This window comes from Candidatus Nucleicultrix amoebiphila FS5 (assembly GCF_002117145.1).
Classification (GTDB): Bacteria; Pseudomonadota; Alphaproteobacteria; order Caedimonadales; family Nucleicultricaceae; genus Nucleicultrix; species Nucleicultrix amoebiphila.
Window position 1 is genome coordinate 198,904 of the sequence record NZ_CP008743.1, and the last position, 18,727, is coordinate 217,630.

Genomic DNA, 18,727 nt, shown 5'->3' on the forward strand with positions numbered 1-18,727 from the left:
GTTAGACGCGCTCGACTTTAAGATACTTTCCTTCATTTTATTTTTCTTATCTTTATTTGGACAACTTTCACAGACTTAAGTTGACAAAAAAACAGCCAATCCATATGAAGGTGATTAAAATTTTAATTAAGGTTATCAAAATGTTATCTAAATTTATGAACATCGCTCTATCGAGCACGATTGTGGCAATTTTAAGTGTTGCACAAAATGTAAATAGCTCTGAGTTAAAACAAGAAACGGGAGATAATTTATTAATACCATACCAAACAACCATTGATGGCCGACCGCTTAAGGATCTTCATTTATTGACGCCTTTTGCTTACACGAAATCCGAGTTGTTTGCTTGGTGGCGTGATCTGACACCGGATAATCAGGGATATCAAGACAATTTAGTGCGCGTTTTGTTTAATAATCTTATTGAGGCGAATCCTAAAAATTTATCTTTTTATTGTAAAAGTCTTCCAGTTGAAACGTGGGACAATATTGAACAAAGAGCTGTTGAAGATGTTCGATATGCATATCTTTTGGCTAGGACCAATAAAATACGTCAATTCCCAGCAGTCTTACAAGCCCTTGAGAAAAAAGCTGCTGAAAATTCAGTGCCAGCTCTTTTAATTCTTGGTTGGTTATATAGTGTTCATTGGAGAGTGCTTGATGAGACACAAGAAAATTTTATTTTTAACAAAATCAAAGGCTTTAACTATCTTTTTAAATCAAGCAAAGTTGGACCTTGGGCGAATCGAACATTATTTGAAATTTTTGAATTTCAAAAAGATTATCAAGATCGCAAGCGATTCTCTCAAAGCGCTCATATACAAGATAGCACTATTACAAAGGAAATTGCTGAAATTTTAGCAAAACTACATCCAGAAAATTTTCCTGTTCGCTATTTACACATTGGAGACATTAAGCTCGCTGACTTACTAGAAGCTAGTGCTGGTAAGACACGCCTTATTCATAAGCATCACCGGGATCCTCAGAGTCTGAAAGGACGGCGCTCTTTCTATAGAGCAGTCAAGAATTGCCTGGAAAACATAAGACGTTCTTTAGGAGCCGTTGTACAGAGCCCATTTCTTCTTGTTGAAATATGCGATCAAGAAATATGTAAAAATATTTATGAATGCAGTGGTCTGCCAGTCTATACATGGGCAAAGCTTCTTTTAAGTCCAAGAGTGAACACAAGGCCGACCGAGATCAACAATACAATAGAAGAAGAGGTTCGCGTATACGAAAGAAAAGGAACAGATACAACTTTTGGACGGTTCTATATAACTCTTAACAAAGCTTGCTTTTCCATTGGAGAACGTTTTATGGCTGGAATGGAAGCTTTGCAACACATAATTTTACACTATCAAGAACGCGTTAATCATTTGCGAAAAAAAATTGAAAATAAAAAGAAATATTTCGAAGAAGATAAGGCATATCTTGATAACGCAGAATATAGAGAAAGCTGTAGTCATATTTCTAGGAAAGATTTGTGTGAGTATACGCAGGTAATGGAAAAAATGAATGCTCATTTAGAACAAGTATATGTGCAAAAGCTGACGAAAACTGAAGCGAAACTAACATTCTTGAAGCAATTAAAAAAAGATATAAATACTATTTTTTCTGGAACGCAAGCTGCTAAAAGAGCTAAAATAACACGTCACTTTCCATTTCCCCAATTTGGGCCTATTGAAGAGATAGAGTAATTTATTGGTACTGAAACAAATTATAAAAAAAGCATAATGGAGAAAATTATGAAAAAATTTGCAATCAGCTTTTTCGCTATCGTATTGAGTTCGTCTAGTTTATGGGCGACTGATCATTATTACAAAAAGTATTCTGAAATCGATGATCCTATCAAATCTCTTTATGAAGATCATTATATTGAATCAAAGAAGCAAACTGAAATTTTTAAAAATATTGCGGGTGAGCTAAAATCAATGCGTAGTGAACTCTCTCATGTTCATAGAGAAAATCAAAAGCTTCAGGGGATTCTTCGTCAGCAAAATGAAATGATCGCAAAATTAGTCTCTGAAATTAAAGAATTAGCGCGTAGAAAAAAATTAAATTGAAGTTCTTCAAGGACATTACGGAATTCGCTGCAGATCTTTTAGTCTGACGTGTACTCTATTAAAAATAATTGCCTTTAAAGCAATATTTATTAAGAGCTTGAATAAACAATTTTTTCTAATTATATTCGAAAAATAACATATATATATCTTATGTTGATACTTCGATAACTTTATATTGCAAAGGGGGGGCAATGAAAGCATTAGGAGTGTTCAAGCATCACACTGTCATGCTTGAACCAGGGATTAAATCGGCCATGGAACGTTATTATGGAATCCATAATTTTAGCCTTTATATAAAACAACCTGGACAGATCGTTAAAATTTCGAATTACCCTGATGAGTTAGTTAATTTTTATGCTCAAGAGAATTGTTCCAAAATAGATCCAGCGATTCAAGGAGCAGTTCAAAAAAATCCACTCCCCTTTATCTGGGGCAATAAGAGCTTTGATTCTCTTACGTTAGAACAGAAAAATTTATATCAATATGCTTGTAGGTTGGGATTAAAATCAGGAATTATTAAAACTTTTTCTAAAACTAGAAAATCACATACTTTTTTTACATTTGCATCGGATATGTCCCAGACAAAAATAGAACACTTATATGAGTCCAGCACCATTGAGATTGAAAAACTAATGTATTGCTTTTATCAGTATTTTAATCGCTACGCTTTCAATAATAATTATCCTCAGCATGTAACGCTAGACCTTCAAAAGATATATGCTATCTTTTTTCAAACAAGAATTAACAAAAATCACTACAATAATTTACTTTATAAAGATCAGATCCTGAAATTAACGGAATTAGAAGAAGCTATGGTAATCCCTCAATGTACAAAATTGTCACTTCAAGAATTAATCTAAGGAAAATAATGCTTGTACATGAACTTAGTGATCTTCGTTGTAATGAAAATGATTTCACAAGACTTGATCATTCAAGCGCTCAACTTCGAGAGCAAGTGCAATCTGATGGGTAATAGCTTCTAGAATATGAATCTGATCAGGCGTCAAGAGATGACCTGCTTGATGAGTTTGCACACGCATCACGCCCATCGTCTTTTGAGCTCCCCTTAAGGGTAAATATATAGCATTGGCTTCGGAAAGTGTTTCAGTTCCCATACCAGCCATTTGACCTAAATCATAAACCCAATGAGCAATGCTATGCTCTTTTGCACTTAAAGTATCTTTACTACCATTACCTAGCCAAACTTTAAGCTGTCCTTCTTCATGGGGGATTAATAACAAAACATAACTATCAAAAATCTCTTCCACATAACGTGCTGCAATATGGAGCAAATTCTCAACGCCTCTGGTATTGGCTAATTGTTTTGTTAAATTGTATAAAGCTGTCGTGCGTTTGACTTCAGCTCGCACAGCATCCGTCTGTTGTTTTCGGAGAACTGAGAGGTATGCAATGATTTGTGAAGTCCATAGCATGACCAAAAGAGTTATGAATTGTTGGAGACCATTAACTCCAAACGTAAATCGCGGAATTATGAAAAAAACATCTAAAGCTAGCACGCTGAGTAACGAAGTAAAGATAGCGGGGAGCAGTTTTCCTCGTCTTGAAATGATGATGACAACTAACAGATAAATCATAATAAGATTACCCGAGTCAAATTTTTGATCTTGGATAAATTCTTCGAGCAAAAAGTTAATTAATGTCGCAAGAGCAACCGCCAAAACCCCTAAGAGGTACGTAATCCAATCAACTTCTTCCGTAAGAGCTCTTTTGGCGAAGTTAGGAGTAGGGAGGTGTTTTGCAAATTCTTCTTTTACCAAACACACATCGATTTCTTCTGAATTTCTAATGACTTCGTTGGAGAGACTTCTAATAAAAATTTCTTTCCAACGTGGTCTAATACGTTTTCCCATAACAATTTTGCTGATATTTTTTTCACGTGCAAAATTAATAATTTCTTGAACAACATTGTCTCCGTTTAAAATGTGAGTTTCCGCACCCAGTTTTTCAGCAAGACGTAAAATTTTAATGGTGTTTTCATGTTGTTGAGTGTTTAATTTTAATCTTGGAGAATCAACAAAAATGGCTAGCCAATCAGCTTTTAAATTACCAGCTAACCGTTTTGCCGATCGAATTAATTTAATTGATTCTACTTCAGGACCAATGCAAACGAGTAGTTTTTCAGAGGTTGGCCAAGTTGTTTTAATAGCTTGTCCTTGACGATGAGAAATCACCTCAATGTTTACATATTCAGCAGTCATCCTTAAAGCCAATTCACGTAATGCATTAAGATTTGATTTCTTAAAAAAATGCTGAGATGCGAGCTCTGCTTGCTCAGGAAAATAGACTTTTCCTTCACGCAAGCGATTCAGCAAATCTTCAGGGGGTAAATCAATGAGTTCAATGCTATCAGCCATTTCAATCATTGAATCCGGGATTGTTTCTCTCACTTTTACATTGGTAATTTGGGCAATGATATCATTTAAGCTTTCTATATGTTGAACGTTGAGTGTCGTAAAAACATCGATACCTAGATCAAGTAACTCTTGAATATCTTGCCAACGTTTCTGATGACGTGAACCAGGAGCATTCGTATGAGCCATTTCATCGACTAAAATGATATCAGGATGTCTTTTAATAGCAGCATCTAAATCAAATTCTTGAATAGGCTTTCCATGATAATCACGTTGAGCTCTAGGCAAGACTTCAAGGGCTTCTAAAAAGACAGCCGTTTCTTGACGTCCATGAGTTTCAATGAACCCAGCAACAACATCCTGCCCATCTCCACTTTTTTCTAGAGCTTCCTCTAACATAGCGTAAGTTTTCCCAACACCAGGTGCGGCCCCTAAGAATATTTTGAGGTGACCTCTCTTTTCTTGACGCTCTTCTTCATGAGCGACTTTAAGCATTTCTTCTGGTGTAGGTCGTTGATCTCTCATTTTAAACCTTTCATTTTGCAAAGTTATTGAGGGCTAAATTTAAGGCTAAAACGTTTACTCGAGGTTCCCCGAGAATTCCCCCCTGACGTTGTTTAATATGTTTTTGGATCAATATTCTCAGATCCGATTCCTTCAATCCGCGGATTTTTGCTATGCGTGAGATTTGGTAAAATGCGGCATTTGGACTGATTTCAGGATCTAAACCACTTGCCGAAGCTGTAACCAAATCAATAGGAATGGGATTTGTATTCTCGGGATCAGATCTTCTTAAAAAAATTATCCGATCATGAATTGTTTGGAGAAGTAATTTATTCATGGGTCCTTGATTTGAACCATTAGATGAATTTGCATTATAGGGAGAGGGGATAGTTGCAGAAGGTCGACTCCAAAAATAGCCTGGGTTTTCGAATGGTTGACCAATCAAGAGAGAGCCAACAATTCTATTATCTGCGTTAATAAAGCTACCTTGAGCTTGAAATGGAAAGATCAAATTTGCTATTAAAGTAATTGATAAAGGATATAATATCCCAGTGATCACGCTTAGAAAAAATAAAAAAATAAAAGCTGTTGATAATTGTCTTATTAACATTTTCATTTAATTCACCTGAGCAATTCCCAAAACACTTAACAACATATCAATAACTTTAATGCCAATGAAAGGAATCACCAATCCTCCAAGACCATAGATCGTGACATTTATTCGCAAAAGATTGCTTGGAGGCAAACTTCTGTATTTTACGCCTTTTAATGCCAGAGGTACCAATAAAATGATTATAAAAGCATTGAAAATAACCGCGGAAAGTATGGCGCTTTCAGGTGTAGAAAGATGCATAATATCAAGCATTTTAAACTGAGGGTATGTGTAGATAAAAGCTGCTGGAAGTATGGCAAAATATTTTGCAATATCGTTGGCGATACTAAAAGTTGTAAGGGCGCCTCGTGTCATGAGAAGTTGTTTACCAATTTCAACAATTTCCACTAATTTGGTGGGGTTTGATTCAAGATCAACCATATTGCCAGCTTCTTTGGCAGCTTGAGTTCCGGTGTTCATTGCAACAGCTACATCTGCTTGAGCAAGCGCTGGAGCATCATTGGTTCCATCTCCTGTCATGGCTACCAGATGGCCTTCTTCCTGTAATTTTTTAATCAGATACAGTTTATCTTCAGGTTTTGCATTCGCTAAAAAATCATCAACTCCTGCTTCAGCAGCAATAGCCGCAGCCGTTAATGGATTATCGCCTGTTACCATAATGGTTTTGATTCCCATCTGACGAAGCTTAGCAAAGCGTTCACGGATACCGCCTTTAATAATATCTTTAAGACGAATAATACCAAGAACTCTTGAACCATCGGAGACAACGAGCGGAGTTTCTCCTTGTCTAGCTATTGCTGAAATTTGCAGGGACAACTCATCTGGATATGTGCCTCCTAATTCTTTAATCAATACTTCAATTGCATCATAAGCACCTTTACGTATTTGACGATTTTGAAAGTTAATTCCACTTACTCTTGTTTGAGCAGTAAATGGAATAAATGAAGCTTGCAGCCCATTTATATCTCTACCTCTCAACCCATATTTTTGTTTAGCTAGAACGACAATACTGCGTCCTTCTGGAGTTTCATCAGTTAAAGATGCTAGTTGTGCGGCGTCAGCTAATTCTTCCATGCTAACTCCATTTAAAGGTATAAAATCTGTGGCTTGACGATTACCAAGTGTAATCGTTCCTGTTTTATCTAGAATAAGAACATCAACATCGCCAGCTGCCTCGACAGCATGGCCTGAAACTGCAACGACATGCATTTGAATCATTCTATCCATACCAGCAATACCAATGGCAGAGAGCAAACTACCAATTGTCGTGGGAGCAAGGCATACAAATAAAGCAGATAAGGTTGTGATGCTGATAACTGATCCTGAACCAACCGACGAAACACTATAGATTGAAAAAATGACGAGTGTCGAGCAAACCAAAAGAAAGATAAGAGTTAAAGCCGCGAGTAAAATGCTAAGAGCAATTTCATTGGGTGTTTTTTGTCGTTTTGCACCTTCAACAAGTGAAATCATATGATCTAAAAAGCTCTCCCCAGGATTGGTTGTAATTTTAACAATCAACCAATCAGAAATCACTTGGGTTCCTCCTGTGACTGAACGACGCTCTTCTGTGTTTTCTCGAATAACTGGGGCACTTTCGCCGGTTATAGCGCTTTCATTGACTGAAGCAATGCCTTCGACAACAACGCCATCCACTGGGATAATATCACCAGCTTCTGCAAGCACTAAATCACCTGATCGAAGTTCAGAAGATGTCACACTTTCATATTTAGAAGTTCGCGAAGCTTTCGTAAGTTTTTTTGCTAAAATATTAAGGCGTGATTTACGAAGCGCATTGGCTTGGGCTTTGCCACGACTTTCTGCAGCACTTTCAGCAAAATTAGCGAAATAAACCGTGAGCCACAAAAAAATCATCACAAAAAAACTGAAAGTTACGGATAATTTCTCTGCATTTAAAATCGATTGACAATATATCCCTGTAATCAGAAATGCACAAACATATACAGTAAAAATGACGGGATTACGCACCTGATGGAAGGGGGAAAACTTTAAAAATGCGTCAAAAAGAGCGTGTTTAAAGTTCATCAATGAAGCCTCAAAAATAATTGTTCTGCAATGGGGCCAAGAGATAGGGCAGGGAAAAAGGTAAGAGCCCCAATAACCAATACAACGCCTATTAAGAGACAAATAAATAATGGAGTATCCGTTGGTAAAGTGCCAGAATTAATAACGATTGATTTTTTTTGTGACAATGATCCTGCAATCGCTAAAACAGGAATCGCAATTCCATAGCGTCCGATAAGCATCACAATACTGCCTAATATATTGTAAAAGGGAGTGTTTGCATTGATCCCAGCAAAAGAACTTCCATTGTTATTAGCCATGGAAGTAAAAGCATATAGAATTTCAGAAAAGCCATGAGGGCCAGAGTCAGATAGACTATTAAGTCCTGACGGAATTACTAAAGACAAGGCTGTAGAAACTAAAGTAATCAATGGCATTGTTAAGATAATGATTGAAGCCATTTTCATCTCAAAGGGGTCAATTCTTTTACCAAGGAAAGAGGGGGTACGACCAATCATGAGCCCTGCTACGAAAACCGTAATAATGACATATATAAGAATACCATAAAGCCCAGAACCAACACCGCCAAAGATTACTTCACCAAGTTGCATGAGAAATAACATGTTAAAACTCGCTAAAGGTGAAAATGATTCATGCATTGAATTAACAGAACCATTTGATGTAGCAGTTGTAGCCATGGCCCATAGAGAAGAGTTAGAGACACCAAAACGCGTTTCTTTACCTTCCATATTTCCTAAGGAAATCGAAATCTCGGTGTTTGCGTGTTCCAAGTGAGAGGATAAAGCGTATTCGGCTAAAGTAGTTGTAAATACAAGAGGGACAAAAACGAGCATCATGGTTATAAGAAGCGCTCGACCCTGCTTGCGGGCGTTTGTCATCATACCGAACGTATAACAAAGCCCGGCCGGGATTAAGAGAATCGCCAACATTTCAAGAAAATTAGTAAGCGGTGTTGGATTTTCATAAGGGTGTGATGCATTGGTATTGAAAAATCCGCCCCCATTTGAACCTAATTGCTTAATGGCAATTTGTGAAGCGGCTGGACCCATAGGAATAATATGACCTGTGTACTCTATTGATTTATTTTCTTTTTTCTCAAAAAACTGAACGTTTTGGTATTGTTTATGATTTTGAATCACTCCTTGAGAAACCAGAGCAATAGAAAGAATAACAGCCAAGGGTAAGAATACATAAAGAGTGCTTTTTAAAACGTCGACCCAGAAGTTTCCTAAGTTAGTTGTTTCTTTATTTATAATTCCGCGAATGAAAGAGAGTAATATAGCAATACCTGTCGAGGCTGAGAGAAAGTTTTGTACAGTTAACGCAAACATTTGCGAAAAATAGCTTAACGTTGTCTCAGGACAATAAGACTGCCAATTTGTATTCGTCGTAAAGCTAATGGCTATATTCCATGCAAGATAGGGATCAACAGCGTTAAATTGTTGAGGATTAAGAGGAAGAAAATGCTGAGTTCTAAGCACTGCATAAACAACGACGATTCCCAACAGATTAAACAAAACCATTGCTCTTAAATATTGTTTCCAATCCATTTTTTCATCGGGATTAATCCGTGAAAATTTATAGATAAGATATTCAACAGGTCTGAATACGCGATTTAAGCTTATAAAACCTCCTCGATGGATTCGGTACATATACCAACCCATTGGTTTGGCAAGCAACCCAACCATTGAGATATAAAGTGTAATTTGTAAGAAACTGTAGACTGTCATATTTAAAATATTTCAGGTTTCAGCAAAGCCACAAAGAGGTAAATAAAAAGTCCAATTACGACAATACCACAAATAAGATAAAGGGTCATTCCTGCCTGCTTTTTATAAATTATCGAATCATTTTAGATTTTATTCATTATACATGAATCTTTTGCAGGGGTAAGGCATTATAAAAATTTAACGGGTTTTTGATCGCGGATTATGAATGAAATAAGGGTCTAACAATAAATGTTAAGCCCTTATGATGGCTTTATTAAGCAAAGAGAGCTTTTTTCACGATTTCTGAAATTTCTTGTAACGCCGTCTCAACTGCAGGCACACTGTCATTCATATGTAAAAAGGCATGTATAAAGCCTTCATAACATTTATAGGTAACTGGAATACCAGCTTCTTTAAGGCGCTCGGCGTATAATTTTCCTTCGTCATGAAGTGGATCAAATCCTGCTGTAACGACATGCGTAGGCGGCAGCCCCTTCAAATCAGGATTTTTAAGAGGAGAGCACAGTGGATTATCGATATCAGAAGGAGAATTTACATAACTCGCGACATAATATTTAACGCGTTCTGTTGACAGGAAAAATCCTTCAGCAAAATCAATATAAGAATGCGTACTGCACGACAAATCCAAAGAAGCATAGCAAAGCAGTTGAAAAATAGGCTTTTGAATATCCATTGATCTCAAGCGTTGTGCGAGAATGGCAGTCATATTGCCGCCGGCGCTATCACCACTAATACCTAGGCGCTTTGTATCAACGTTATACTCTTTACCATTTTGAACAATCCACTCATAGGCAGCCAAGCAATCATTAGGACCAATGGGAAATTTATTTTCAGGAGCTAAACGCCATTGAACTGAAATGACTATACACCCTGCATAGTGTGCAAAATGACGACAAATAGAGTCATGGGTAGCTATATCACCGCGTTGCCACCCACCGCCATGAAAATAAATTAAGGCAGGTAAGGTTTTTCCGATTGTTGGCGTGTAAATACGTATGGGAATATTATGACTGGGATCAGAACTTGGAATCCAATGATCTTCAACTCGAGCCATTGCGAGTGGCCACCCAGCATTATTAAGACTGAAAAAAAGATATGCTTTTCGCCCTTCTGCTACCGTAGCTTGCGGGCTATGTGGATGAGGGTGAGTCGCTGCACCACCATTTAGTTTATCCAAAAAGATTTTAATGTTTGGATCTAGTTTGCTGATGTCTGCCATGAATTGCCTCCACGAAAATTCTGTTTTTATTAAATTCTGTGCCCATATTTATGATTATAGATGTAAGGTGATTAACGAACTATTAAATGAGGCGTAAAATATAAAAAGACTTCAAAACCTTTTACTTATTCAGTTTATTGCCTGGAAGCTCGTAGAATTTCTTTAATCAAATTTCTGTGAAAGATAGACAATAAATCATCGTCAGAGTTGATAAAAATTCTGGTAGTTTCAGGGTTAATATCACCTTTTGTTATGCTTTTAATCCATGACACATAAGACATCACAGGAATAAACGTGTCTATCGTGCGAAATTGATACGTAGGACTAGAGGAAACCGATTGCGTGGAACTTTCTTCTTGAGCTTGGACAACTTCGCACCGAGAGGTAATGCCAGAGATTTTGTATGTTCCTGCAGATTGAAAGATAAGCGGACCACCACTATCACCGAGACATAACGTAGCTTGAGATTCATGAAGCGGGTGTATTTGTGTTGATTGAACGATGAACGCTGGATGTTCTTGCTCAAAAATGGTCGACATCATTGGATTGGGTGAACGTGAATAGAGAGCTGATCGAAAAGATATTCCATTGTTTTTATAGGGGGATAATAAGACATTTGTGTATCCCAATCTTCTTTTTCCATCTGATTTTTTTACTGTCTTGCCATTAATGCCATAGTGACCATAACCAATAAAGCAGCAAGCAATAGGATTTCCCGAACGAGAACGTCCTTCACCTTCATAGATGGGAAGAGGAGCGATAGAAAGCTCACTTTCCATCCTAGCTTTTATAATAACCAAATCTTTCTCATCAGAAGATAATGAATCAAGCTTTGGTGCATAGATTGCTGTTACTTTCCCAAAGACCTTTTGATTATTGGCATCGTCGAACATGATGCTCTCAAGAGTTGTTCTTTTTTTATTGTGAACATCAATAAAAGGATGAGCAACAGATAAGAGAAAGACATCTAATCCGCTTTTTTCAATAAGAACGCCTGTCCATGATCTTTCACGGTATGCTGGATCTGGTGAAATAGCGACTAATCGACATACTTGGGGAAAGGAACGCGCGAGTCTTACGGAGTTCTTGTCAATTTCTTCTTCAGATACCCCTGTATCTTTGAGAATAATTGCATGCACACTCGTGCTTATAAAAAAAACTAAACTACTCAATATAAGCGATTTAAAGCGCAATTCTTTTCTTTCTGTAAATAAGTGACCTCTTTAACTATCTTTATTTCACAAAAATGTCATCAAAAATTGTAACTGTAAAAAAACAGCTATTTTCCAAACGTTAGCCGTTCTTTAAAATTATAGAAATGCCTCTTCCCAAGTCCCTTGCGTTGAAGCTTTTGAATATTCCGTGGCTTTGTTTTCAAAGAAATTGGTGTGTTCAAGACCATTCATCATATCATCCATCCAAGGCAAAGGGTTTGATTGTAGGTTATAGAGGGAGGGGAGTCCTAGTTGATTTAAGCGTCGATCAGCAATATATCGAATATAGTTTTTGACCTGGCTACTTGTTAATCCTTCAATGCTCCCAAGTTCAAAAGCCAGATCTATAAATGTATCTTCGTGCTCAACAACGGTTTGACAAACTTCGGTAATGCGCTGTTGTAGCTTTTTGTTCCAAATTTTAGGATTTTCAGAAATAAAAGTTTTGAAGAGTTGGACGATGGATTGCGTATGAAGAGTTTCATCCCGTACTGACCAAGAAACGATCTGTCCCATGCCTTTCATCTTATTAAATCTTGGAAAATTCATCAACATTGCGAAAGACGCAAACAGCTGAAGACCTTCTGTAAAAGCACCAAATAAAGCCAACGTCAGTGCAATATCTTCGAGTTCTGGTCCACCAAATTGTTGCAAATAATCCCATTTATCTTTCATTGCTTTATATTTAAAAAAAGCTTGATATTCAGTTTCTGGCATACCTATCGTATCCAAGAGATGAGAATAAGCAGCTATATGGATGGTTTCCATATTAGAAAAAGACGCCAGCATCATCTTAATCTCAGTGGGTTGAAAGATACGGCTATAATACTGCATATAACAATTATTTACTTCAACGTCTGATTGTGTAAAAAACCTAAAAATCTGCGTTAAAAGATTCTTCTCTGATACATTGAGCTTAAGATGCCAATCTTTAATATCATCGGCTAATGGAACTTCTTCTGGTAGCCAGTGAATTCGTTGTTGCATAAGCCAAGCTTCATAAGCCCATGGATAATGAAACGGTTTATAAACGGGATTGGGGGTTAGTAAAGTTATTTTCATAAGGTCACTCCTTTATTGACATGCAAGACATTCATCTTGAACGTTTTTTTGATTTTGTACGGCGCGAATTGTGCTTTCAGCTCTTTGAATAGATGTTGATCTCAAATAATAGAGACTTTTTAATTTCTTTTTCCATGCCAGCATATGAATTTGATGAAGATCACGTTTGTGAATATTGCCATGAAAGAAAATATTCAAAGACTGAGATTGACAAACATAGGGTTGACGGTCAGCCGCATGGTCAATAAGCCAACGTTGATCAATTTCAAAGGCCGTTTTAAACACATCCTTTTCATTTTGATCTAGGAAATCTAAATGTTGAACAGAACCATGGTGATGAACAATAGAGAGCCAAACCTCAGAAGTATTATGTCCTTTTTTGTCTAATAAATCGTTTAGATGTTTATTACGTACAGCAAAAGATCCTGAAAGGGTTTTATGGGTATAAGCGTTAGCAACAAAGGGTTCAATACCCGGAGAGGTCCCGCCGCAAATAATGGAAATTGAAGCAGTTGGTGCAATCGCTAATTTATTAGAAAAGCGCTCTTCTGATTTTATGTGCGCTGCATCCAAACAAGCGCCTTTTTCTTTGGCGAGAAGATTTGATGCTAGGTTAGCTTCAAATTTTATTTTCTTGAACATGCGTTGGTTCCACACTTTTGCCATCACACTTTCAAAAGGAATCATTTTTGATTGCAAAAATGAATGGAAACCCATGACTCCGAGTCCGACTGAACGTTCTCTGGTCGCCGAATAAACTGCTTTTTGCATAGATTGAGGTGCACGTGTAATAAAATCTTCTAAAACATTATCAAGAAAACGCATACAGTCTTCTATGAATTGGGGTTCAGTTTCCCATTCATGGAATTTCTCGAGGTTGAGCGAAGAAAGGCAACAGACTGCAGTTCTTTCCTGATCCCAGGGATCTTTACCTGTCGGAAGTGTAATTTCTGAACACAAGTTAGAGGTCTTGACTTGTAACCCCAATTGTTTTTGATGTTCAGGAAGTGAGCGGTTCACTTGATCAATGAAGATCATATAAGGTTGACCAGTTTCAAGACGCGTTGTTAGGAGACGGATCCAAAGACCTCGTGCCGGGACGGTTCTTACAACTGACTGATCTTTAGGACTTCTCAAATTCCACATTTCGTCTGATTCCACGGCTTTCATAAATTCGTCAGAAATCACAACGCCGTGATTTGTATTCGGCGTTTTACGATTATGATCACCGCCAGTAGGACGTCGTATTTCTATAAATTCCTCGATTTCGGGGTGACATATAGGAAGGTAGATGGCCGCAGACCCACGACGCAAAGATCCTTGGGAAATCGCTAATGTCATGCTGTCCATCACTTTCATGAATGGAACAACGCCACTTGTTTCTCCATTACGACCTATTTTTTCACCAATGGATCTTAAATTCCCCCAATAACTCCCAATCCCGCCGCCACGAGAAGCAAGCCACACATTCTCTGTCCAGAGATTCACGATGCCATCAAGGCTGTCGATAGTCTCATTAAGGAAGCAAGAAATAGGAAGTCCACGTTCAGTTCCGCCATTTGTGAGAACGGGCGTTGCAGGCATAAACCAAAGTTTTGATATATAATCATAGAGCCTTTGACTGTGTGCATAATCATCTCCATAGGCACGAGCAACGCGCGCAAATAAATCCTGATAAGATTCATTCGGCATAATATATTGGTTCTGGAGAGTGGTCTTACCAAAGTCAGTCAAGTAGCTATCTCTGCTAGAGTCTGTATAGATATCATTGGGGGGAAATTGCTTTGCCAACATCTCCATGAGGGAGTTACCTTTCTGTGTTTAGAGTTATTTTTTGTGACACAAAAGGGACAAGATGTTGAGCTATTAAAAATAGCAATCTTGTTTGATGCACGCGGCACACCCCGTCCGGTTTATATCACAACGATTGATGGCAGGTCTCCTGGCTCATGCACTTTGTTCATCTTACCTTCCCAGATCAAAAAACCCAGTGGTGTCTTAAGCTAAACATGCATCTACAGTTACGGGGGTAGCTTCGGCTTATTTTACCGAATTCCCTCTTCGTTCCCCTCATGGGAAACCATCAATAATTCAAACAATAGAAGGGTAGATTTTTTTTGCAATAACGATTTTGAAAACAGTTGAAAATCCTAGAAATTAGTTTTCGGGGAGAGATGAGAAACAATGAATCCTTGTTGAATTTTATTTTCAGATCCGTTGTACAGTGACTCTATTAAGTGTTTATAGTATAATAAATAAAATTTTTTATGAAAAAAAATAACGGGAGCGTTCCATGAAAAAAAATACAACTCTAATATTATTATTAATTTTACCAGCTATGAGTGCTCATGCTGGTATCACTTATGGAAAAAATATTACAAAGATTGATACTCTTAGAGGAATGTATACAAGTTACCAAAATGAGATTGATCAAATTGAAGCGCTTCCACCAAGTGAACAAGCAGAGAAATTTAACGAGTTAAAAGATAATATTCAAAGAGCACGCGATAAAGTAAGAACCATGACGATGGCTGAAGAGCCATCTGTGACAGCTGCGCGCAATAGTCTCTATCAACAAACAATTCGTTACATAGATAATAAACTCTCTAGAAGGAGATAAGAGTTATGAGCAAATTGAAGAATATAAAAGCAGAGACTTTAAAAAAAGCAGGGAAGGGGGTCATACTCGATGTTCGCAGCACCCCAGAACATAGAGAGATGTGTTTAAAGAAAAAGCATATTCATATTCCTCTTGATAACTTGGACCCTGCAAAATTTCAGAAAGACAATAAGCTTACCTTAGAGACTCCTATATATTTGCTTTGTCGTCATGGAATTCGCTCAACGACAGCAGCAGAACGCTTAATGTCTTTTGGATTTAAGAATGTATATGTTGTAGAAGGCGGGATTGAATATTGTAAACCTCACGGACTTGTTGAAAGACTATCAACATCACGGTCGATCTCCATAGAAGAGCAGATAAGAATCGGAGCAGGAAGTATTGTATTAGTAGGGGTCTTCTTGGGTACTTTTATTCATCACCTTTTTTATATTGTACCTGCATTTATTGGACTTGGGCTGATTGTGAGTGGTATCACGGGGTGGTGCGGAATGTCTCTTCTTCTTGAAAAAATGCCTTGGAATAAAAGATAACGTCATAGGTCTTATTTGTGTAATATATGATTTATATTGACATAGATATTTTAAATAGATAGATAACTCTTTAAGTTCTTATTAAAAGAATTACGAGGAGTAATTGTATGCTATTCAGAGAAAACTTTTTAAAGAGCGTATTGATTGTTTTGACAATAAGTACTTTTTGTCTCACCAACGGCAGTTGGGCGACCACAGATGACTTAAAAGAAGAATCCTCATCTTTAAAAACACAAAAATTTCAGGATCGTTTTAACCCCTTACCTCAAAATTTCGTTCTAGAAGATCACTTAAAAGCGACTAAATTTAATCAGTTACTCATTGCCATGGGCGAGCCTACTAATGACTCGATAAAACTTTGTGCAGAGAAATTGAAAGATGTTCCTGGATATTCTTTGATTACTACTCAAAAGGTTACGGCTAGTCTGAAGGGAGGAGAAACTAGAGATCTTATCCTTTTGCATTCATTTCTTGAAGTTTCAATGCCAAAAGGATTAAAAGAGCCAAGTCACTTATATGGGGTTTTGAAAGTATACTCTCCTCAAGTTTTTGAGGAAAAGTCTGAAGATGATTTAAAAAACCCTATTAATTTTGAAAACGCTTCAGGATATTTGATCTATCGTGTATGTGCTCAAAATCCTGAGGCTATCGTTGAGCATATCAATACTACTGAAAAAGGGAGGGGCCTTGGTAAATTTATTCTCAATGCTTTTTTGACATTTATTCGTGAACACACCACCAGTGTAGAGAAAATTGGCGCTGATTGTAGAGGGACTATTTCTTTCAATTTATTTGAAAGTTTTGGATTTAAAAAAACGACAGATCATCCTTCAATTTCTGGTCTCCATATTAATCATCTTCTAACGCTTCCACGCAAGAGCATGGAAAAAGATGATCTCAATACGAATGCTGATGCTCTCAAAGTCAGCGAGAATAAAGTAGACTCTGCCATACAATAAGAGGCCGCTTAAAGCGCCTTACTTATTAAAAACATACAGTACATCTTCCCCTTCTAGTGCTTCACCAGTGCTTCTATCTCGTTTGCGAGCAAAATAGTATGGGGAAATTTTCCAAGTGTCCTCACTACGTTCAATGCGGAGAGTAACATTAAAAATATCTTCAAGAGGTTTCTCTAATTTAAAGTCACCATTTAATTTAAGGCGTTTCCCATTTTTTGAAGTGAGTGTAAAAGAACAGGCAATGCTTTCGCACATGATTTCGCTATCTTTTGATGGAACCCAACCCTCCGTTTGACGAGACAAAATGCCAAATGCAGTCCATAATTTATCTCCCAGAAGAGGTAAGTCGTCGGTAATTGGCGCGACAGACTGATAGGGTACTGCGTACTTAAAGACTTTGACTGTCGATATTTTTTGATGATGAACAAATCTTATGCTGGGACGGTGCCAAGAAATTGAGCTTGTAAGATCTAATTGCAAACCAGATAACAGATGTGGATCATTTATAGCAACTAAGAGATTAAGATTTTTAATGCAGGGTGCTGAAATTTTTCTCGTTTTTGGCTCATCTATATTCAAATAAGACATTCCAATGAGAACCATGTCCTCAAGATTATACTCACTTTTTTGTTCCGCAGAAGCTTGTGCAGAACATGATGCCGTAAGCAAAACTAGAAGTGTTAATAGAAAGCGATTCTTGAACATAGCGAATTTCCTTAGTGCAGGTGATCAAACGTTATCATTTTTTGATATCCTGTCAAAAGAATTTAATCAATAACCTTAACATCATTTTCCATAATATATATTATACGACTTTTTTTAAGGTATTTACGTCATTTAATTGAGCTATAGGAGACTACTTTCTTGCCGGTCTTTTTTGCGGTGTACATGGCCTTGTCTGCTTTCTTAATTAACTCCTCAATCGTTTTTGCATCCTTAGGAAAAAAACAATACCCGATACTAATTGAAATGCCAATCTTGTGCTTTTCTATGATGAAAGGCTTTTCGATGTTCTCTAATATGCGGTAGGCAAGGTCAGAGGCTGAAAATGTATCATCTTCAATTTTCAAAATGGCTGTAAATTCATCGCCTCCTATTCTGGCAATTGTATCCCCTGCCCTGACCAAGGACATAAGGCGCTTTCCTATATTATGCAGCAACAGATCACCAACATAATGTCCATACGTATCATTCACAGATTTAAACTTATCAAGGTCCATATAGAAAATTGCAATTTTATTCTTCTTATTATTTTTAGATTCTTCAATGATGTTTTTAATCCTATCGAGATAGAGAGTTCTATTAGGAAGTTTAGTCAAAGGATCATAAAACGCTAAATGTAGTTTCTTTTTAGAGTCTTCTTTTAAAAAACTGATGTCAGAGAAGATGGCCACATAATAAAATTTCTTTTTTTCTTGTGGAACGGTTGAGATAGTTAAAAACTCTGGATAAATTTCTCCTGATTTACGACGATTCCATATTTCTCCTTCCCAATACCCTTTTTTGGTGATCTGCCCCCACATATCTTGATAAAATTTTTTGTCATGTTTCCCTGAATGAAGCAGCCCTGGATTGTTTCCTTTTGCTTCTTGTTTTGAATACCCTGTTATTCTTGTAAAGGCAGGATTTGTGTAAAGAATCGTTGAGTTTTGATCGGTAATAACAACACCATTACTGACATGATCAAAGATAGGACATTGTCCTAAATCGAATATAATATTAGGTATCAGAAAATTTTTTCTTGTCACCTTGTAAGCCCCTTATTTTAATACTAGTGTATGATCAATATAGAAAAAAG

17 protein-coding genes and 1 riboswitch are annotated in these 18,727 nt (G+C 37.1%); of the genes, 6 read left to right on the forward strand and 11 right to left on the reverse strand.

What is annotated here, in order from left to right:
* Positions 1-140 precede the first annotated feature (140 nt).
* The 3 genes from GQ61_RS00930 to GQ61_RS00940 all read left to right on the forward strand — a co-directional run bounded on the left by GQ61_RS00930 (position 141) and on the right by GQ61_RS00940 (position 2,917).
* Positions 141-1,691: a hypothetical protein gene (locus GQ61_RS00930; protein ID WP_085783505.1), complete on the forward strand. Its 1,551-nt coding sequence runs from the start codon at positions 141-143 to the stop codon at positions 1,689-1,691.
* A gap of 48 nt (positions 1,692-1,739) precedes the next feature.
* On the forward strand, positions 1,740-2,057 hold the full coding sequence (locus GQ61_RS00935) for a hypothetical protein (protein WP_085783506.1): 318 nt from the start codon (positions 1,740-1,742) through the stop codon (positions 2,055-2,057).
* Between the two features lie 191 nt (positions 2,058-2,248).
* Positions 2,249-2,917, forward strand: a complete 669-nt coding sequence (locus GQ61_RS00940; RefSeq protein ID WP_085783507.1) for an autoinducer binding domain-containing protein — start codon at positions 2,249-2,251, stop codon at positions 2,915-2,917.
* A gap of 54 nt (positions 2,918-2,971) precedes the next feature.
* Here GQ61_RS00940 and GQ61_RS00945 read toward each other — a convergent pair whose 3' ends face one another.
* The 9 genes from GQ61_RS00945 to GQ61_RS00985 all read right to left on the reverse strand — a co-directional run bounded on the left by GQ61_RS00945 (position 2,972) and on the right by GQ61_RS00985 (position 14,617).
* A complete protein-coding gene (locus GQ61_RS00945) occupies positions 2,972-4,954 on the reverse strand; it encodes a DUF4118 domain-containing protein (protein ID WP_085783508.1) in 1,983 nt (660 codons plus the stop codon).
* 10 nt (positions 4,955-4,964) lie between these two features.
* Entirely contained in the window at positions 4,965-5,549 is a 585-nt protein-coding gene (kdpC, locus tag GQ61_RS00950; protein WP_085783509.1) for a potassium-transporting ATPase subunit KdpC, read from the reverse strand.
* Positions 5,550-7,592: a potassium-transporting ATPase subunit KdpB gene (kdpB, locus tag GQ61_RS00955; RefSeq protein WP_085783510.1), complete on the reverse strand. Its 2,043-nt coding sequence runs from the start codon at positions 7,590-7,592 to the stop codon at positions 5,550-5,552.
* A complete protein-coding gene (gene kdpA, locus GQ61_RS00960; RefSeq protein ID WP_085783511.1) occupies positions 7,592-9,322 on the reverse strand; it encodes a potassium-transporting ATPase subunit KdpA in 1,731 nt (576 codons plus the stop codon). The genes kdpB and kdpA overlap by 1 nt, the downstream gene beginning before the upstream one ends.
* 2 nt (positions 9,323-9,324) lie before the next feature.
* The gene (gene kdpF, locus GQ61_RS09355; RefSeq protein WP_085783512.1) at positions 9,325-9,411 is read right to left on the reverse strand and encodes a K(+)-transporting ATPase subunit F; all 87 of its coding nucleotides are present in this window, start codon (positions 9,409-9,411) and stop codon (positions 9,325-9,327) included.
* 164 nt (positions 9,412-9,575) lie between these two features.
* Positions 9,576-10,541: an alpha/beta hydrolase gene (locus tag GQ61_RS00970; protein WP_085783513.1), complete on the reverse strand. Its 966-nt coding sequence runs from the start codon at positions 10,539-10,541 to the stop codon at positions 9,576-9,578.
* A gap of 134 nt (positions 10,542-10,675) precedes the next feature.
* The gene (locus tag GQ61_RS00975) at positions 10,676-11,734 is read right to left on the reverse strand and encodes a trypsin-like serine protease (protein WP_085783514.1); all 1,059 of its coding nucleotides are present in this window, start codon (positions 11,732-11,734) and stop codon (positions 10,676-10,678) included.
* A gap of 117 nt (positions 11,735-11,851) precedes the next feature.
* Positions 11,852-12,817 (reverse strand): ribonucleotide-diphosphate reductase subunit beta, encoded by a 966-nt coding sequence (locus GQ61_RS00980; protein WP_085783515.1) that lies wholly within the window; start codon positions 12,815-12,817, stop codon positions 11,852-11,854.
* Positions 12,818-12,829: 12 nt separating this feature from the next.
* Positions 12,830-14,617: a ribonucleoside-diphosphate reductase subunit alpha gene (locus GQ61_RS00985; RefSeq protein ID WP_085783516.1), complete on the reverse strand. Its 1,788-nt coding sequence runs from the start codon at positions 14,615-14,617 to the stop codon at positions 12,830-12,832.
* Between the two features lie 115 nt (positions 14,618-14,732).
* Positions 14,733-14,917: riboswitch (cobalamin riboswitch) on the reverse strand.
* A 193-nt stretch (positions 14,918-15,110) separates the two neighbouring features.
* On the opposite strand from GQ61_RS00985, the gene GQ61_RS00990 reads away from it, so the two are divergent.
* The 3 genes from GQ61_RS00990 to GQ61_RS01000 all read left to right on the forward strand — a co-directional run bounded on the left by GQ61_RS00990 (position 15,111) and on the right by GQ61_RS01000 (position 16,929).
* Positions 15,111-15,437 carry a hypothetical protein gene (locus GQ61_RS00990; protein ID WP_085783517.1) on the forward strand — a complete coding sequence of 109 codons (327 nt, stop codon included), beginning with the start codon at positions 15,111-15,113 and terminating at the stop codon, positions 15,435-15,437.
* Between the two features lie 5 nt (positions 15,438-15,442).
* A complete protein-coding gene (locus GQ61_RS00995; RefSeq protein WP_085783518.1) occupies positions 15,443-15,970 on the forward strand; it encodes a rhodanese-like domain-containing protein in 528 nt (175 codons plus the stop codon).
* Positions 15,971-16,077: 107 nt separating this feature from the next.
* Positions 16,078-16,929, forward strand: a complete 852-nt coding sequence (locus tag GQ61_RS01000) for an N-acetyltransferase (protein WP_085783519.1) — start codon at positions 16,078-16,080, stop codon at positions 16,927-16,929.
* A gap of 18 nt (positions 16,930-16,947) precedes the next feature.
* Here the strand turns inward: GQ61_RS01000 and GQ61_RS01005 are convergent, their stop codons facing one another.
* The gene (locus GQ61_RS01005; RefSeq protein WP_085783520.1) at positions 16,948-17,634 is read right to left on the reverse strand and encodes a hypothetical protein; all 687 of its coding nucleotides are present in this window, start codon (positions 17,632-17,634) and stop codon (positions 16,948-16,950) included.
* Positions 17,635-17,762: 128 nt separating this feature from the next.
* On the reverse strand, positions 17,763-18,677 hold the full coding sequence (locus GQ61_RS01010) for a GGDEF domain-containing protein (RefSeq protein WP_085783521.1): 915 nt from the start codon (positions 18,675-18,677) through the stop codon (positions 17,763-17,765).
* Between the last annotated feature and the right edge of the window lie 50 nt (positions 18,678-18,727).

Bases quoted from the DNA above. Each gene is read 5' to 3' on its own strand.
- kdpB (WP_085783510.1), bottom strand. From the start codon at position 7,592: ATGAACTTTAAACACGCTCTTTTTGACGCATTTTTAAAGTTTTCCCCC.
- GQ61_RS01005 (WP_085783520.1), bottom strand. From the start codon at position 17,634: ATGTTCAAGAATCGCTTTCTATTAACACTTCTAGTTTTGCTTACGGCA.
- kdpA (WP_085783511.1), bottom strand. From the start codon at position 9,322: ATGACAGTCTACAGTTTCTTACAAATTACACTTTATATCTCAATGGTT.
- kdpC (WP_085783509.1), bottom strand. From the start codon at position 5,549: ATGAAAATGTTAATAAGACAATTATCAACAGCTTTTATTTTTTTATTT.
- GQ61_RS00990 (WP_085783517.1), top strand. From the start codon at position 15,111: ATGAAAAAAAATACAACTCTAATATTATTATTAATTTTACCAGCTATG.
- GQ61_RS00945 (WP_085783508.1), bottom strand. From the start codon at position 4,954: ATGAGAGATCAACGACCTACACCAGAAGAAATGCTTAAAGTCGCTCAT.
- kdpF (WP_085783512.1), bottom strand. From the start codon at position 9,411: ATGACCCTTTATCTTATTTGTGGTATTGTCGTAATTGGACTTTTTATT.
- GQ61_RS00970 (WP_085783513.1), bottom strand. From the start codon at position 10,541: ATGGCAGACATCAGCAAACTAGATCCAAACATTAAAATCTTTTTGGAT.
- GQ61_RS00940 (WP_085783507.1), top strand. From the start codon at position 2,249: ATGAAAGCATTAGGAGTGTTCAAGCATCACACTGTCATGCTTGAACCA.
- GQ61_RS00930 (WP_085783505.1), top strand. From the start codon at position 141: ATGTTATCTAAATTTATGAACATCGCTCTATCGAGCACGATTGTGGCA.
- GQ61_RS00995 (WP_085783518.1), top strand. From the start codon at position 15,443: ATGAGCAAATTGAAGAATATAAAAGCAGAGACTTTAAAAAAAGCAGGG.
- GQ61_RS01000 (WP_085783519.1), top strand. From the start codon at position 16,078: ATGCTATTCAGAGAAAACTTTTTAAAGAGCGTATTGATTGTTTTGACA.
- GQ61_RS00985 (WP_085783516.1), bottom strand. From the start codon at position 14,617: ATGGAGATGTTGGCAAAGCAATTTCCCCCCAATGATATCTATACAGAC.
- GQ61_RS00980 (WP_085783515.1), bottom strand. From the start codon at position 12,817: ATGAAAATAACTTTACTAACCCCCAATCCCGTTTATAAACCGTTTCAT.
- GQ61_RS00935 (WP_085783506.1), top strand. From the start codon at position 1,740: ATGAAAAAATTTGCAATCAGCTTTTTCGCTATCGTATTGAGTTCGTCT.